We start from the raw sequence: 15,086 nt of genomic DNA on the forward strand, positions 1-15,086 counted from the left end.
GCCGGACAATTGAACACCGTTCAGGTTAGTGCACGGGCGACGGCGATCATCGCCGAGCAGATCTGCGCGACCTCGTCGGGGGTGCAGATGTAGGGCGGCATGACGTAGATGAGGTTGCGGAACGGGCGCAGCCAGACGCCGTGTTCGATCGCGACGGGGGTGGCCAGCGCCAGATCCACCGGGTCGGACATCTCGATGACGCCGATCGCCCCCAGCACCCGCACGTCGGCGACCCCGGGCAGCCCCACAGCAGGCGCCAGCCCCGCTCGCAGCCCGTCCTCGATGGCGGCCACCTGCGCCCGCCAGTCGGTGCTGAGCAGCAGTTCGACGGATGCCACCCCGACCGCGCACGCCAGCGCGTTGGCCATGAACGTCGGGCCGTGCATCAGCGCGCCGGCTTCGGAATTGCTGATCGTCGAAGCGATCTCGCGGCTGCACAGGGTGGCGGCCAGCGTGATGTAGCCGCCAGTCAGCGCCTTGCCGACGCACATGATGTCCGGGGTGACGCCGGCGTGGTCGGCGGCGAACAGCTCGCCGGTGCGCCCGAACCCGGTGGCGATCTCGTCGAAGATCAACAGCACGTCGTGGCGACGGCATATCTCGTGAAGGTCGCTCAGATAGCGCGGATCGTGGAAACGCATCCCGCCCGCGCCCTGCACGACGGGTTCCACGATCACCGCGGCCAGTTCGTCGGCGTGCCCGTCCAGCTGTTTCTCGAACACCTCGCTGTAGGCGGGGTCGTAGCCGGACGGCACCTGCGGGGCGAACACCTGCGCGGTAAGCACGTCGGTCCACAGCTCGTGCATGCCGCCGTCGGGGTCGCACACGCTCATCGGCGTGAACGTGTCGCCGTGATATCCGCCACGCCACGTCATCAGCCGGTGCTTGGCCGGTCGACCGAGGCTGCGCCAGTACTGCAGCGCCATCTTCGCCGCCACCTCCACCGACACCGAACCGGAGTCGCTGAAGAACACGGTGTCCAGCCCGTCGGGGGTGAGCTCGACCAGCAGCTGGGCGAGTCGCGCGGCGGGTTCGTGGGTCAGCCCGCCGAACATGACGTGGTTCATCGTGGCCAGCTGGGTGGTGATCGCCGCGTCTAACACCGGGTGGGCGTGCCCGTGGACGGCGGTCCACCACGACGCCATCGCGTCGAGAACCTCGACGTCGCGGCCGCGGTGGTGCAGCGTCAGCCAGGCGCCGTGCGCGCCGAGAGCGACGATCGGCGGCTGCGCGCCCGCCCCGATCGTGCTGTAGGGATGCCAGACGTGCGCGGCGTCGATCGCGCTGATCTCGGCAGGCGTCATTTTCGGCACCTTCGGTAGATTATCGGTCGACCATGATGACCCTCGCCCCTCCCCGGCCGGCGCCCGCCACCGGCCCGGGACAGTTCCCGCGCGCCACCACGGCGCAGCCGAGCGCACGTGCGTCGGGTTTCTATCGCCACGACCTCGACGGCCTGCGCGGCATCGCGATCGCACTGGTCGCGCTGTTTCACGTGTGGTTCGGCCGGGTGTCCGGCGGTGTGGACGTCTTCCTGGCGCTGTCGGGGTTCTTCTTCGGCGGGCGGCTGCTGCGCACGGCGATGACGCCCGGGGCGTCCCTGTGGCCGGTTCCCGAGGTCACCCGGCTGGTGCGACGGTTGTTGCCCGCGCTGGTGGTGGTGCTCGCGGCGTCGGCGGTGCTGACGATCCTCATCCAGCCCGAAACCCGCTGGGAGGCGTTCGCGTCCCAGAGCCTGGCCAGCTTGGGTTACTACCAGAACTGGGAGTTGGCCAACACGGCGGCGGACTATCTGCGCGCCGGGGAGGCCGTCAGCCCGCTGCAGCACATCTGGTCGATGTCGGTGCAGGGCCAGTTCTACATCGCGTTCCTCATCCTGATCTTCGGGTTCGCGTACCTGTTCCGGCGCGTCCTTGGCAAACACATGCGCGTCGCGTTCGTCGCGCTGCTGACCGCGCTGACCGTCGCGTCGTTCGTCTACGCGATCTTCGCCCACAACACCGACCAGTCCGCGGCCTACTACAACAGCTTCGCGCGGGCGTGGGAGTTGTTGCTGGGGGCGCTGATCGGCGCGCTGGTGCCCTACGTGCGCTGGCCGATGTGGCTGCGCACGGCGGTGGCCGTGGTCGCCCTCGGCGCGATCCTGTCCTGCGGCGCGCTGATCGACGGGGTGCACGAGTTTCCCGGGCCGTTGGCGCTGGTGCCGGTGGGCGCGACGATCCTGCTCATCTTGTCGGCGGCCAACCGGGTCGCCGATCCGCACACCGCCGGGCGCATGCCCGCGCCCAACCGGTTGCTGGCAAGCGCACCGTTCGTGTCGCTGGGGGCGATGGCGTACTCGCTGTACCTGTGGCACTGGCCGCTGCTGATCTTCTGGCTGGCCTACACCGGGCACAGCAGCGCAGGCTTCCTCGAGGGTGCGGGGGTGCTGCTGGTCTCCGGCGTGCTGGCCTGGCTCACCACCAAGTACGTGGAGAACCCGCTGCGCTACCGGTCCCCGTCCTCGACGGCGCCGGTGGTGCCGCTGCGGATCCGGCTGCGCAGGCCGACGATGGTGCTGGGCTCGGTGGTCGCTCTGTTGGGGGTCGCGCTGACGGCGACCTCGTTCACCTGGCGTGAGCACATCGTCGTCGAACGCGCGAGCGGCAAGGAACTGGCCGGGCTTTCCTCGCGCGACTACCCCGGCGCCCGCGCGCTGGTCGACAAGGTCCGGGTGCCCAAACTGCCGATGCGCCCGACGGTGCTGGAGGCCAAGAACGACATCCCGCAGAGCACCGGCGACCGCTGCATCAGCGACTTCGACAACGTCGACATCATCAACTGCACCTACGGCGACAAGGACGCCACCCGCACCATCGCGCTGGCGGGCGGTTCGCACGCCGAGCACTGGATCACCGCGCTGGATCTGCTCGGCCGGCTACACCACTTCAAGGTCGTCACTTATCTGAAGATGGGTTGCCCGTTGAGCACCGAGAAGATGCCGCGGGTGATGGGCGACAACCGGCCGTACCCCAAGTGCCGGCAGTGGAACGAGAAGGTGATGCCCCAACTCATCGCCGACCGTCCCGACTACGTCTTCACCACGTCCACCCGGCCGTGGAACATCAAACCGGGTGATGTGATGCCGAGCTTCTATCTCGGGATCTGGCAGGAGTTCGCCGACAACGGCATTCCGGTGCTGGCCATGCGCGACACCCCGTGGCTGGTGCGCAACGGCAAACCGTATTTGGCCGCCGACTGCCTCGCCAACGGCGGCACCGCGGTATCGTGCGGCGTCAAACGCTCCGATGTGCTCAGCTCCCGTAACCCCACGCTCAACTACCTCACGCGGTTCCCGAACCTGCGACCGCTCGACATGAGCGATGCGGTGTGCCGCAAGGACATCTGCCGCGTGGTGGAAGGAAACGTGTTGGTCTATCACGACGCCCACCACATCTCGACGACCTACATGCGCACGATGACCGCCGAACTGGGACGCCAGCTCGCCACCGCCACCGGCTGGTGGGTTGATTGATGTCATCGCCGCACGCACCGGTATCCACCGTCTGGCCCGGTGCGCCGTACCCGTTGGGCGCCACGTACGACGGTGCGGGCACGAACTTCTCGCTGTTCTCCGAGGTCGCCGAGAAGGTCGAATTGTGCCTGATCGCCAAGGACGGCACCGAACAGCGGATCGACCTCGACGAGGTCGACGGTTATGTGTGGCACTGCTATCTGCCCACTGTCGCGCCCGGGCAGCGCTACGGTTACCGCGTGCACGGGCCGTGGGATCCCGCGGCCGGGCACCGCTGCGACCCCAGCAAGCTGCTGCTGGACCCGTACGGCAAGTCCTTCCACGGCGATTTCACCTTCTCCCAGGCGCTGTATTCCTATGACCTGAACGCCGAGGACCCCGCGTCCGGGGGCACCCCGCCGATGGTCGACTCGCTGGGCCACACCATGACCAGCGTGGTGATCAACCCGTACTTCGACTGGGCGTCGGACCGCGCGCCGCGCACCCCGTACCACGAGACGGTGATCTACGAGGCGCACGTCAAGGGCATGACGCAGACCCATCCCGGCGTTCCCGAGGAACTGCGCGGCACCTACGCCGGGCTGGCGCATCCGGTGATCATCGAGCACCTGCGGGCGCTGAACGTCACCGCGATCGAGTTGATGCCGGTGCACCAGTTCCTGCACGACCACCGGCTGATCGATCTGGGTCTGCGAAACTACTGGGGTTACAACACTTTCGGCTTCTTCGCCCCGCACTACCAGTACGCGGCGACCAAGCACGCCGGCGGGGCGGTCGCCGAGTTCAAGGCCATGGTGCGGGCATTCCACGAAGCCGGGATCGAGGTGATCCTCGATGTGGTCTACAACCACACCGCCGAGGGCAACCACCTGGGACCCACGCTGAACTTCCGGGGCATCGACAACGCCGCCTACTACCGTCTCGTCGACGACGACCTGAGGTTCTACAAGGACTTCACCGGCACCGGCAACAGCCTCAACGCCCGCAACCCGCACACGCTGCAGCTGATCATGGACTCGTTGCGCTACTGGGTGCTGGAGATGCACGTCGACGGATTCCGGTTCGACCTGGCGGCCAGCCTGGCGCGGGAGTTCTACGACGTCGACCGGCTGAGCGCGTTTTTCGATCTGGTGCAACAGGATCCGGTGGTCAGCCAGGTCAAGCTGATCGCCGAACCGTGGGATGTCGGCGAGGGCGGCTACCAGGTCGGCAACTTCCCAGGTTTGTGGACCGAGTGGAACGGGAAGTACCGCGACACTGTGCGTGATTACTGGCGGGGCGAGCCCGCGACCCTCGGCGAGTTCGCCTCGCGGCTGACCGGATCCTCGGACCTCTACGAGGAGACCGGCCGGCGGCCCAGTGCCAGCATCAACTTCGTCACCTGCCACGACGGCTTCACGCTGGCCGACCTGGTGTCCTACAACGAAAAACACAACGAGGCCAACGGCGAGGACAACCGCGACGGCGAAAGCCACAACCGGTCGTGGAACTGCGGTGTGGAGGGCCCGACCGCCGACCCCGACATTCTGACGCTGCGGGCCAAGCAGATGCGCAACATCATGGGCACGCTGATGGTGTCGCAGGGCACGCCGATGATCTCGCACGGCGACGAGATCGGCCGCAGCCAACGGGGCAACAACAACGTCTACTGCCAGGACTCCGAACTGTCCTGGATGGACTGGTCGTTGTGCGAGAAGAACGCCGACCTGCTGGAGTTCACCCGCAAGGTGGTGCAGTTGCGCACCGATCATCCGGTGTTCCGCAGGCGGCGGTTCTTCGAGGGCAAGCCGATCCGCACCGGTGATCAGGTCCGTGACATCGCGTGGCTGACGCCGGCAGGCGAGGAGATGACGCCCGAGGACTGGGAGCACGGCTTGGGCAAGTGCGTTGCGGTGTTCCTCAACGGCGATGCGATCCCGACGCCGGATGTGCGCGGTCAACGCGTCATCGACGACTCGTTCCTGTTGTGTTTCAACGCCCACGACCAACCGCAGGACTTCGTCACGCCCACGGGTGACTACGCCGCTCAGTGGACCGCGACGCTGGACACCGCACATCCCACCGGCGCCAGCGATCTGGTCGTCCCGGCCGGCGAGAAGATCTCCCTGCAGGCGCGGTCCCTGCTGGTGATGCGTAAGACCGCCTAGCGTATGGCTTCTCGGGTGCTCTCGACGTATCGGCTGCAGCTGCGCGGCGACTGTTTCACTTTCGCCGACGCCGAAGCGCAACTGGATTACCTTGATGCGCTTGGTGTTTCGCACCTGTACCTGTCACCGATCCTGACAGCTGGACACGGATCGACGCATGGTTACGACGTCACCGACCCCACGACGGTGTCCGCGGAGTTGGGCGGACCGCAGGGCTTGGCGCAACTGTCGCAGGCCGCACGGGCCCGCGGGATGGGGCTGGTTGTGGACATTGTGCCCAACCACGTCGGCGTCGAGCGGCCCGAGCAGAACCCGTGGTGGTGGGACGTGCTCAAATACGGCCGGGATTCGGCGTACAGCACGTACTTTGACATCGACTGGGAACTGGGCGATGGGCGAATTCTGCTGCCGGTGCTGGGCTCCGACGATGACGTCGCCGACCTGGTCGTCGACGGCGATGTGCTGCGGCTCGGCGATCTGGTCTACCCGGTCGCTCCGGGCACCGATGACGGCACCGGTACCGAGGTCCATGAGCGGCAGCACTACCGGCTCATCGGCTGGCGACACGGTATCTGCGGCTACCGCCGCTTCTTCTCGATCACCTCGCTGGCCGGTCTGCGTCAGGAGGACCGCGCGGTGTTCGACGCCACCCACGTCGAGGTGAAACGCTGGTTCGCCGAGGGTCTGGTCGACGGGGTCCGCGTCGACCATCCCGACGGGTTGTCGGACCCTGCGGGTTACCTGAGCTGGTTGCGTGACATCACCGGCCCGGATGCGTGGATCGTCGTCGAGAAGATCCTGGCCGCCGACGAGCCGCTGGAGCCGACGCTGCCGGTCGCGGGCACCACCGGCTACGACGCGATGCGTGAAATCGGTGGCGTGTTCATCGACGCCGGTGGGCAGCAGGCGCTGACCGACCTGTTCGACTCCACCGGCGTGCCCTACAGCTCGATGCCGGATCTCGCGCGGACCCTGAAGGCCCGAGCCGTCACCGAGACGCTGGGCAGTGAGCTGGCCCGGTTGCGCCGCACTATCGTGGCCGCCGCCGGCACCGACCACGACGACCTGCCCGCGGCGATCGCGGCGCTGCTCAGCCGCATCGGGGTGTACCGCTCCGATTACCGGTCGCTGTCGGGCGTGCTGCCCACCGCGTTCGCCGAAACCGCCGCCGCCGAACCCGATCTCGCGGCCCCGCTGGCGCTCATCGCGGCTGCGCTGGCCGTGCGCACCGAGGCCGAGGTGCGACTACAGCAACTGTGCGGCGCGGCGACCGCGAAGTCGATGGAGGACTGTCTGTTCTACCGTGACGCGCGTCTGGTCTCGCTCAACGAGGTCGGCTCCGAACCGCACCACTTCGGGGTCGGCGTCGCGGAGTTCCACCAGCGGGCCGCGGTGCGGGCCCGGATGTGGCCGGGCGCCATGGTCGGGTTGACGACCCACGACACCAAGCGGGGCGAGGATGTGCGCGCGCGTATCGGCGTGCTGTCCCAAGTGCCGTCGCTGTGGGCCGAACTGGTCGGCAAGTGGACGTTGGCCGCGCCGCCGCCGGATGCGGCAACGGGTCTTTTCTTGTGGCAGAGCATTTTCGGCGTGTGGCCCGCCGACGGTCAGCTCACCGACGGCCTACGCCAGCGGGTCAACGCCTACGCCGAGAAGGCGATCCGTGAAGCCGGCGCGCACACCACCTGGAACGACCCGGACGCCGACTTCGAGGCGCGGGTGCACGCGTGGCTCGACACCGTGTTCGACGGCCAGGTCGCCGCCGAGATGACGTCGCTGGTGGCCCGTCTCGATCTGCACGCCCGCAGCGACGCGCTGGGGCAGAAGCTACTGGGCCTCACCGTTCCCGGCATACCCGATGTGTACCAGGGCACCGAACTGTGGGAGGACAGCCTGGTCGATCCCGACAACCGCAGGCCGGTCGACTACGCGGTGCGCCGAGATGCGCTCAGCGCCAACCGGCATCCGAAACTGCGGGTCGTTTCCGCGGCGTTGAAAGTGCGCCGGGACCGGCCGGCCAGCTTTTCTGGGGGCGGGTACACGCCGATACTGGCCGATGGGCCCGGCGCCGACCATCTGGTGGCATTCCTGCGCGGCACCGACGTGCTGACCGCGGTGACCCGCCACACGGTGCGGCTGTCGGAAACCGGTTGGGCTGACACGTCACTGGCGTTGCCGGCAGGCACCTGGACGGACCGGCTCTCCGGGATCAGCCACTCCGGCCGGGTGCTGGCCGCCGAGTTGTTCGCCGACCTGCCGGTGGCGCTGCTGACCCGCTAGCAGCCGATCCGGTCATGCCCGGATAGCCGTATATCGCTGTCGGGCCGCTCCCCTACCACCATGGCACCGGTGACGGCGATCGGCACCGGCCAGCGTTCGCGGTAGGCGAGCCACGCGGAGACCTCCTCGATGGAGTCCGTTCCGGTGGTGACCACGATCCCGCCGAGGCCGATGAGGTGAACGTCACTCATCGCCGGTGGCGGTGAGGAAGCCCGGCACGATCAGGGTCTGGTAGTCCGGGATCACCGCGTCGGCCGGCACCCGCCCGATCCCCTGCGCCCACCGTGCCCGATCCGCGAGGTCACCGGCAAGGTCGGGTCCGATCTCGGTCCGGAACACGAATTCGTCTGCGACGCGGGTGATCAGGTCGTCGTCGAGACCGGTCGCGGCGGCCACCGCGCTCAGCGCGGACTGGTCGGCGTCGCCGAGCGGGCGATCGGCGCGACGCACCGCCGCCAGGAACGCGGTCAGCTCGGCGGGTTTGGTTTCCACGGCGTTGCGGGTCGCCAGATACAGGCTGTGCTGGTTGTACTTGTCGGGGCCCTGCAGTTCGACGGCGTCATCGCCGAGCGCAGCGACGGCCTTGGCGAGCGGCGGTTGAAACACCGCGATCGCGTCCACGCTTCGGTTGCTGATCGCGGTCACGATCTCGGCCGGGCCGGTCTGCACCAGTTCCGCGGTCACCCCCGCCTCGGAGAGGAACTTGGTGGCGAAGAAATGGGCGCTGCTGCCCAGTGGTACCGCGATCTGCCTGCCGGCCAGGTCGGCAATCGAGCCGATGCCCGCTGAGCCTCGGGCGACGAAACGTCCGGCGTCCCAGCGTGATCCGTCGGCGATGATACGCAGGTCGGGGTTCTTGATCGCGGCCGCCGACGCCGGCACGTCACTGCCGGTCGCGACGTCGACCGCGCCGCCGGCGAGCGCTTCGAGCGCGGCCGCCCCGGTGGGAAACGGGATGATCTCGACGTCGACGCCGGCGTCGGTGAAGTATCCCAGGTCCCGCGCGACCGGCACCTGCGCCCAGCACGGGTCGACCACCCAGCCGACCGTCAGCGCGGGGTTGTTCCCGCTGCGGCCCGGCGTGCAGCCGCTCAGCACGGCCGTCGAAGCCAGGACGGCGATGGTGATCGCCACTGCGATGCGTCGGACTGATCTCATACTCGGGCTCCCGGTGTTGTTTCTGGGGTGTGGATTTCGGGTCGAAGTGACTCGTGGAGATGCCTGCGCAGCGGCGCGTACGCGGGGAATTCGCCGAGATTGCTGGCCGGGCGCGGCCTCGGCAGCGAGTTGGTGATGTGCTCGGCGATCGAGCCGTCACGGGCGAGCACCACCACCGATGATGCGATGCGAATCGATTCCTCGACGTCGTGGGTCACGAACAGCACCGTCGTACCGGTCCCCTGCCACAGGTCCACGACGAGGTCCTGCATCTGCTCTCGGGTCTGCGCGTCCAGCGCGCCGAACGGCTCGTCCATCAGCAGCACCTGTGGGCTGTTCGCCAAAGCCCGTGCGATGCCGACCCTTTGCCGCATCCCGCCCGACAACTCGTGCGGCTGTTTGGGTGCCACATCGGGAGCCAGACCGACCGCGTCGAGCAGGGCGCGGGTCCTGGGCCCGCGTTCCCTGCGTGGCACGCCCGCCGCGCGCAGCGCAAAGCCGATGTTCCCGCCGACAGATGACCACGGGAACAGCACGTCGCGCTGAAACACCACGCCGCGTTCACGGCTCGGGCCGGTGATCGTCGCGCCGTTGAACGCCACCCGGCCACGCACCGGACGGACGAAACCCGCCACACAGTTCAACAGCGTCGACTTTCCGCAGCCCGACGGGCCCAGCAGCGCGACGAACGATCCGGCGGGCACGTCCAGGTTGAGTTTCTCCAGCACCGGGCCGGTGCCGTAATCGACTGTCACACTGTGGAATTGGATTCCAGCCGCGGTCACACTTGCTCCCTTGCCCAGGTGACGAGGCCTCTGGTGGCACGATGGAAGAGTTGGTCGGCCAGGGCGCCGACGATGCCGAGCGCGGCCAGACAGGCGAACAGCCGGTCGGGCTGGCTGAACAGCCGTGCCTGGTCGAGCCGGAAGCCGAGGCCCTCGGTGACCCCGGCCTGTTCTGACGCGACGATGAGGATCAAAGACATGGCGATGCCCTGGCGCAACCCGGTGAGCACGAACGGCAACGCCGACGGCAGCACCACCGAGCCGAACACCTGCAGATGGCCGGCGCCGACGCTGGACGCCACCCGTAGGTAGTCCGCGCGGGTGCAGGACATCCCGACGTGGGTGTTGATCCACACCGGGAAGAACACGCCGAGGCTGGTGAGGAACAGTTTCGACTCCTCGCCGATGCCGAACCACAGGATCGCCAACGGCACCAGGGCGATCGCCGGGATCGGGCGCACCAACTGGATGAGCGGTTCGAGGACACCGCGCGCCAGGCGGCTGCGGCCGGTCAGCGCACCTGCCACCACGCCGATCGCCGAGCCGAGCAGAAAACCGCTCAGTGCGCGCCGAAAGCTGGCCGTCGCATCGGCGAGCAGCGTGCCTTCCACGAGCATGGTGTGCGCGGCACCGACCACGTCTGCCGGGGACGGCAGCAGGGCCGGTGAGAAGATTTCGAATCGGACCAGGGCGTCCCAGAGGGTCAGGACGACGACGATGCTGAGGGCGCCGAGCGCGGCGGTGGCGACGTGCGACGAGTGTGGCGGACGCCAACGCGCGCGGTATCCCGAGCCCGGCCTCGAGATGGCCGAAAACGTCACGGTTGGCCAACTCCTTCGGTTCAGCGCGGCGGTGAGATGGCCAGCCTGCAGCGGCAGCGGCCGACCGTCGAGGTTTCGAATCCGCGCGATCGCAACTACCGGCCGGCGGCGCTCGGGCTGAGCAGTGGTTCCGTTTGCATCCGTACGCTGAGTGGGATGACGCAGTTCGCAGTGTGGGCGCCGGTGCCGCAGCGGGTCCGCCTCGACGTCGACGGCACACGCCACGACATGGACCGCGCCGACGACGGTTGGTGGCGCGCCGAGGTGACCGCCAGACCCGACGCCCGTTACGGGTTCGTACTCGACGACGACGACACCGTGCTGCCCGATCCGCGCTCCCCGCGCCAGCCCGACGGGGTGCACGAGCGCTCCCAGCTGTGGACGCCGGCTCCGGATGCGTGGACCGACGGCGGCTGGACGGGCCGCTCGATCGAGGGCCAGGTGATCTACGAACTGCACGTGGGCACCTTCACCCCGCAGGGCACGTTCGACGCCGCGGTCGAGAAGCTGGACTATCTGGTCGATCTGGGCGTGGACTTCGTCGAGTTGATGCCCGTGAACGCGTTCGGCGGGACGCACGGGTGGGGCTACGACGGTGTGCTGTGGTACGCGGTGCACGAACCCTACGGCGGGCCCGACGGGTTGGTCCGGCTGATCGACGCCTGCCATGCGCGCGGCCTCGGGGTGCTGATCGACGCGGTCTTCAACCACCTCGGACCGTCCGGTAACTACCTGCCGCGGTTCGGCCCCTATCTGTCGTTGGGCAGCAACCCGTGGGGTGAGTCGGTCAACATCTCCGGCCCCGACGCCGACGAGGTGCGCCGCTACATCCTCGACTGCGCGCTGCGGTGGATGCGTGACTTCCACGCCGACGGGCTGCGCCTGGACGCCGTGCACGCGCTCGTCGACACCACCGCCATCCACATCCTCGAGGAGCTGTCCGCCGAAACCGATGCGCTGGCAGAAGAACTGGGCCGACCGCTGTCGCTGATCGCCGAGAGCGACCTGAACGACCCGCGGCTGATCACACCACGTGACCGCGGCGGCTACGGGATGGCGGCGCAGTGGGACGACGACATCCACCACGCCATCCACGCCGCGGTGTCGGGCGAACGCCAGGGCTACTACGGCGACTTCGGCTCCCTGCAGACGTTGGCCACCACCCTGAAGAACGGCTACTTTCACGCCGGCACGTACTCGTCGTTCCGGCACCGTCGCCACGGCAGGCCGCTGGACATTTCGACGATCCCCGCGACCCGGCTGCTGGCCTACACGGTGACCCACGACCAGGTGGGCAACCGCGCGGTCGGTGACCGGCCGTCGCAGAACCTGACGTCCGGCCAGCTGGCGGTAAAGGCGGCGCTGGTGCTCGGCTCCCCGTACACGGCAATGATGTTCATGGGCGAGGAATGGGGTTCGTCGTCACCGTTCCAGTTCTTCAGCTCGCATCCGGAGCCGGAACTGGCCAGGGCCACCGCCGAAGGCCGCAAACGCGAGTTCGCCGAACACGGCTGGGACGCCGACGCGATCCCCGATCCGCAGGACCCCGAGACGTTTCTGCGGTCCAAACTCAAGTGGGACGAGGTCGACGACGGTGAGCACGGCCGGCTGCGCCGGCTCTATCAGCAGCTGATCGCATTGCGGGACAAGCACTCCGAGTTCACCGATCCGTGGCTGGAGGACCTGCGCATCGACTACGACGAGGCGCGGGGCTGGTTCGTGATGCACCGCGGCCCGTTCGCGGTCGCGTGCAATCTCGGCGTCGACGCGGTCGACATCCCGGTCACCGGGGACGTGGTGCTGGCGTGGGACGAGCCGGCGGTCGGCGCGGACACCACACGGGTGCCTGGCCATTCGTTCGCGATTGTCAAGTCACTGTCCACAGCACAGCGGCCTGTGGATAACTGACTACCCCCAAACGCCGATCGCAGGTGATGCTCTGCAGTATGACCGACTGCTACTCACCACCGCCCATCGAAACCGCCACCGACCCGATCGGTTCGACCGCCGACATGCGCCAACGATGGCGCGCTCTGATGGGCCCGCTCGGGTTCGGCCAGCGGCTGCTGTGGATCGGTTTCGTCGGACCGGACCGGTGCATGATCAAGGCGTACAGCCAGGTTCCGCTGGGTTCGCGGGCCAACGCCCAACTCGCCGCGTTGGTGATGTCAGGGGTTTGCGACGTGCTGGCCGACTTCCCGCAGGGCACCACGGTGGCGCTGCTGTTGACGCGTCCGGGCGCCGGGCCGATTTCACACCTGGACCGGCAGTGGGCGTCGCTGTTGACCGACACCGCAGGTGAGTACGGGGTGCCGCTCGAACCGATCTTCCGCGCGAACGACGAGTCGCTGGTGCTCGTAGAAGCCACCATGGAGGTTGCAAGTTAGGTGCTACCGTGTGCTACATGGAGCGTATCGGACTCCGGGAGCTACGACAGCACGCCAGCCGCTATATCGCTCGGGTGGCGCGCGGGGAGACGCTCGAGGTCACCCAGCGAGGCCGCTTGGTCGCCCGCATCGTTCCGGCTCGACCGGACACGTGGGAGGAGATGATCGCCCGCGGTGACATCATCGCGGCCGAGTCGCTAGGCCGCCTCGAAGACATCGATCCGATCGATTACCGGGTCGACCTATCCGAGGTGCTGCTGCAGATGCGCGAAGACGAGCGCTACTAGTGCAGCTGTACATCGACACGTCAGCGCTCCTGAAACTGCTAACCGCCGAATCCGAATCTGGTGCGCTGCGTGGCTACCTTGCGGAAGCGGGCGACGATACCAAGTTCACCGCCGCGATAACCCGTACCGAGTTGACGCGGGCCGCTGCCCGGCTGCGAAACGCCGACATCGCCCGGCAAGCCAAGCTGCTGCTCACCAGGCTCCATTTCGCCGACATCACCATCGCCCTGCTCGACGCCGCGGCGGAGTTGCGGCCTCCCGAACTGCGTACCCTCGATGCGATTCATCTCGCGGCTGCGCTGATCGCACCCGATCTCCGGGCGCTGGTGACCTACGACAGTCGGCTGGCCGCGGCCGCGACGACCGCCGGCCTTACCGTCGTCAGCCCCGCCTGAACTCGCCTAGAGCAGGAATCGGTATGCCGGCGAACCGGGCTCGAGCACCTCGACGTGCATGTCGGAGGCCCGCATCCGCTCCATCAGCCCCTCGAGGTCCGCGGCCGAACTGAGCTCGACGCCCACCAGCGCCTCACCGGTCTCGCGGTTGTTGCGCTTGACGTACTCGAACAGGGTGATGTCGTCACCCGGCCCGAGCACGCTGTCGAGAAAGCGGCGCAACGCGCCGGGCTCCTGGGGAAAGTCGACCAGGAAATAGTGTTTGAGGCCGAGGTGCACCAGCGAACGTTCGAGCACCTCCCCGTAGCGCGACACGTCGTTGTTGCCGCCGGAAACCACGCACACCACCGTGGATCCCGGTTCGATGTCGGCCTCCACCAACCCGGCGACCGACAGCGCGCCGGCAGGTTCGGCGATGATGCCCTCGTTCTGGTACAGGTCGATCATCGCCGTGCACACCGCGCCCTCGTCGACGGTGGTGATCGACACCATGTCGCCGGCGGCGGCCAGCGCCGCGTAGGTCAACGTGCCCGCGCGGTTCACCGCGGCGCCGTCGACGAACTGGTCGACGTCCTCCAGGGTCACCGGCTCGCCGGCGGCCAGCGCGGCGATCATCGCTGCCGCCCCGGCGGGTTCGATGCCCAGCACCGACGTTCCGGATGTCCGTTCGGCCAGATACGTGGTGATGCCGGCGATACAGCCGCCGCCGCCGACGGGGACGATCACCAGGTCGGGTTCGGCGTCGAGCTGATCGAGGATCTCGGCGGCGATGGTGCCCTGCCCGGCCATCGTGCGTAGATCGTCGTACGGCGGCACCAGGGTGGCGCCGGTGCGCGCGACGTCCTCGCGCGCCGCCGCGGCGGCCTCGTCGTAGGTCTTGCCGACGACGATCAGCTCGATGAACTCGCGGCCGTGGTAGCGGATGCGGTCCCGCTTCTGCTTGGGCGTCTTGCCGGGCACGTAGACACGGCCGTGGATACCCATCGACCGGCACGCCATCGCGAAGCCCTGGGCATGGTTGCCCGCCGACGAGCACACCACCCCGGACGCGGTCTCCTCGGGCGACAACTGCATCAGCATGTTGTGGGCGCCGCGCAGCTTGTACGAGCGGACCGGCTGAAGATCCTCGCGCTTGAGATAGACCGTGGCGCCGGTGGCATCCGAGAGCCGTTCGCTGAACTGCAGCGGGCTGCGCAGCACCACGCCCGAAATTCGCTGAGCCGCCTCGTCGATGTCCGCGGCGGTAAGCGGCTGCGGAGAACGAGGGCGGATGCTCTGGCTCAGTTCAGCGGTCACCGGACAATGGTGCCAC

At 68.1% G+C, this 15,086-nt stretch carries 13 protein-coding genes; 7 read left to right on the plus strand and 6 right to left on the minus strand.

Annotation, left to right across the window (positions count from 1 at the left end):
* Positions 1–20 precede the first annotated feature (20 nt).
* The gene (locus tag K3U96_RS13890; RefSeq protein ID WP_110917237.1) at positions 21–1,313 is read right to left on the minus strand and encodes an adenosylmethionine--8-amino-7-oxononanoate transaminase; all 1,293 of its coding nucleotides are present in this window, start codon (positions 1,311–1,313) and stop codon (positions 21–23) included.
* A gap of 23 nt (positions 1,314–1,336) precedes the next feature.
* On the opposite strand from K3U96_RS13890, the gene sucT reads away from it, so the two are divergent.
* The 3 genes from sucT to treY are packed head-to-tail and all read left to right on the plus strand — an operon-like array spanning position 1,337 to position 7,941.
* The gene (gene sucT, locus K3U96_RS13895) at positions 1,337–3,514 is read left to right on the plus strand and encodes an acetyltransferase SucT (RefSeq protein ID WP_220690082.1); all 2,178 of its coding nucleotides are present in this window, start codon (positions 1,337–1,339) and stop codon (positions 3,512–3,514) included.
* Entirely contained in the window at positions 3,514–5,661 is a 2,148-nt protein-coding gene (gene glgX, locus K3U96_RS13900; RefSeq protein WP_220690083.1) for a glycogen debranching protein GlgX, read from the plus strand. Before sucT ends, glgX begins: the two co-directional genes overlap by 1 nt.
* A gap of 3 nt (positions 5,662–5,664) precedes the next feature.
* Complete coding sequence (gene treY, locus K3U96_RS13905) at positions 5,665–7,941, plus strand: malto-oligosyltrehalose synthase (protein WP_220690084.1); 2,277 nt, start codon at positions 5,665–5,667, stop codon at positions 7,939–7,941.
* Here the strand turns inward: treY and K3U96_RS13910 are convergent.
* From K3U96_RS13910 to K3U96_RS13925, 4 genes are read right to left on the minus strand one after another with little or no spacing between them, the layout of a single operon-like run.
* Entirely contained in the window at positions 7,938–8,132 is a 195-nt protein-coding gene (locus K3U96_RS13910; RefSeq protein ID WP_230982144.1) for an asparaginase domain-containing protein, read from the minus strand. The genes treY and K3U96_RS13910 overlap by 4 nt on opposite strands.
* Positions 8,125–9,099 carry an ABC transporter substrate-binding protein gene (locus K3U96_RS13915; RefSeq protein ID WP_220690085.1) on the minus strand — a complete coding sequence of 325 codons (975 nt, stop codon included), beginning with the start codon at positions 9,097–9,099 and terminating at the stop codon, positions 8,125–8,127. Before K3U96_RS13915 ends, K3U96_RS13910 begins: the two co-directional genes overlap by 8 nt.
* Positions 9,096–9,884, minus strand: coding sequence for an ABC transporter ATP-binding protein (locus K3U96_RS13920; protein ID WP_230982145.1), 789 nt, complete (start codon positions 9,882–9,884; stop codon positions 9,096–9,098). Before K3U96_RS13920 ends, K3U96_RS13915 begins: the two co-directional genes overlap by 4 nt.
* Positions 9,881–10,705 (minus strand): ABC transporter permease, encoded by an 825-nt coding sequence (locus tag K3U96_RS13925; protein ID WP_220690086.1) that lies wholly within the window; start codon positions 10,703–10,705, stop codon positions 9,881–9,883. The genes K3U96_RS13920 and K3U96_RS13925 overlap by 4 nt, the downstream gene beginning before the upstream one ends.
* Positions 10,706–10,861: 156 nt before the next feature.
* Between K3U96_RS13925 and treZ the strand changes: the two genes are divergently transcribed.
* The 4 genes from treZ to K3U96_RS13945 are packed head-to-tail and all read left to right on the plus strand — an operon-like array spanning position 10,862 to position 13,774.
* Entirely contained in the window at positions 10,862–12,613 is a 1,752-nt protein-coding gene (gene treZ / locus K3U96_RS13930) for a malto-oligosyltrehalose trehalohydrolase (RefSeq protein WP_220690087.1), read from the plus strand.
* Positions 12,614–12,651: 38 nt separating this feature from the next.
* On the plus strand, positions 12,652–13,092 hold the full coding sequence (locus K3U96_RS13935; protein ID WP_069403628.1) for a hypothetical protein: 441 nt from the start codon (positions 12,652–12,654) through the stop codon (positions 13,090–13,092).
* Positions 13,093–13,109: 17 nt separating this feature from the next.
* Positions 13,110–13,379: a type II toxin-antitoxin system Phd/YefM family antitoxin gene (locus tag K3U96_RS13940; RefSeq protein ID WP_220690088.1), complete on the plus strand. Its 270-nt coding sequence runs from the start codon at positions 13,110–13,112 to the stop codon at positions 13,377–13,379.
* Positions 13,379–13,774: a PIN domain-containing protein gene (locus K3U96_RS13945; RefSeq protein WP_069403626.1), complete on the plus strand. Its 396-nt coding sequence runs from the start codon at positions 13,379–13,381 to the stop codon at positions 13,772–13,774. Before K3U96_RS13940 ends, K3U96_RS13945 begins: the two co-directional genes overlap by 1 nt.
* Positions 13,775–13,780: 6 nt before the next feature.
* Here K3U96_RS13945 and ilvA read toward each other — a convergent pair whose 3' ends face one another.
* A complete protein-coding gene (ilvA, locus tag K3U96_RS13950; protein ID WP_220690089.1) occupies positions 13,781–15,070 on the minus strand; it encodes a threonine ammonia-lyase IlvA in 1,290 nt (429 codons plus the stop codon).
* Positions 15,071–15,086: the final 16 nt, after the last annotated feature.

Source organism: Mycolicibacterium holsaticum DSM 44478 = JCM 12374, assembly GCF_019645835.1.
Lineage (GTDB): Bacteria > Actinomycetota > Actinomycetes > Mycobacteriales > Mycobacteriaceae > Mycobacterium > Mycobacterium holsaticum.

What these genes read in the sequence shown, in the direction of transcription:
- sucT (WP_220690082.1), top strand. Translation starts at nt 1,337, where the DNA reads ATGATGACCCTCGCCCCTCCCCGGCCGGCGCCCGCCACCGGCCCGGGA.
- glgX (WP_220690083.1), top strand. Translation starts at nt 3,514, where the DNA reads ATGTCATCGCCGCACGCACCGGTATCCACCGTCTGGCCCGGTGCGCCG.
- treY (WP_220690084.1), top strand. Translation starts at nt 5,665, where the DNA reads ATGGCTTCTCGGGTGCTCTCGACGTATCGGCTGCAGCTGCGCGGCGAC.
- K3U96_RS13910 (WP_230982144.1), bottom strand. Translation starts at nt 8,132, where the DNA reads ATGAGTGACGTTCACCTCATCGGCCTCGGCGGGATCGTGGTCACCACC.
- K3U96_RS13915 (WP_220690085.1), bottom strand. Translation starts at nt 9,099, where the DNA reads ATGAGATCAGTCCGACGCATCGCAGTGGCGATCACCATCGCCGTCCTG.
- treZ (WP_220690087.1), top strand. Translation starts at nt 10,862, where the DNA reads ATGACGCAGTTCGCAGTGTGGGCGCCGGTGCCGCAGCGGGTCCGCCTC.
- K3U96_RS13935 (WP_069403628.1), top strand. Translation starts at nt 12,652, where the DNA reads ATGACCGACTGCTACTCACCACCGCCCATCGAAACCGCCACCGACCCG.
- K3U96_RS13940 (WP_220690088.1), top strand. Translation starts at nt 13,110, where the DNA reads ATGGAGCGTATCGGACTCCGGGAGCTACGACAGCACGCCAGCCGCTAT.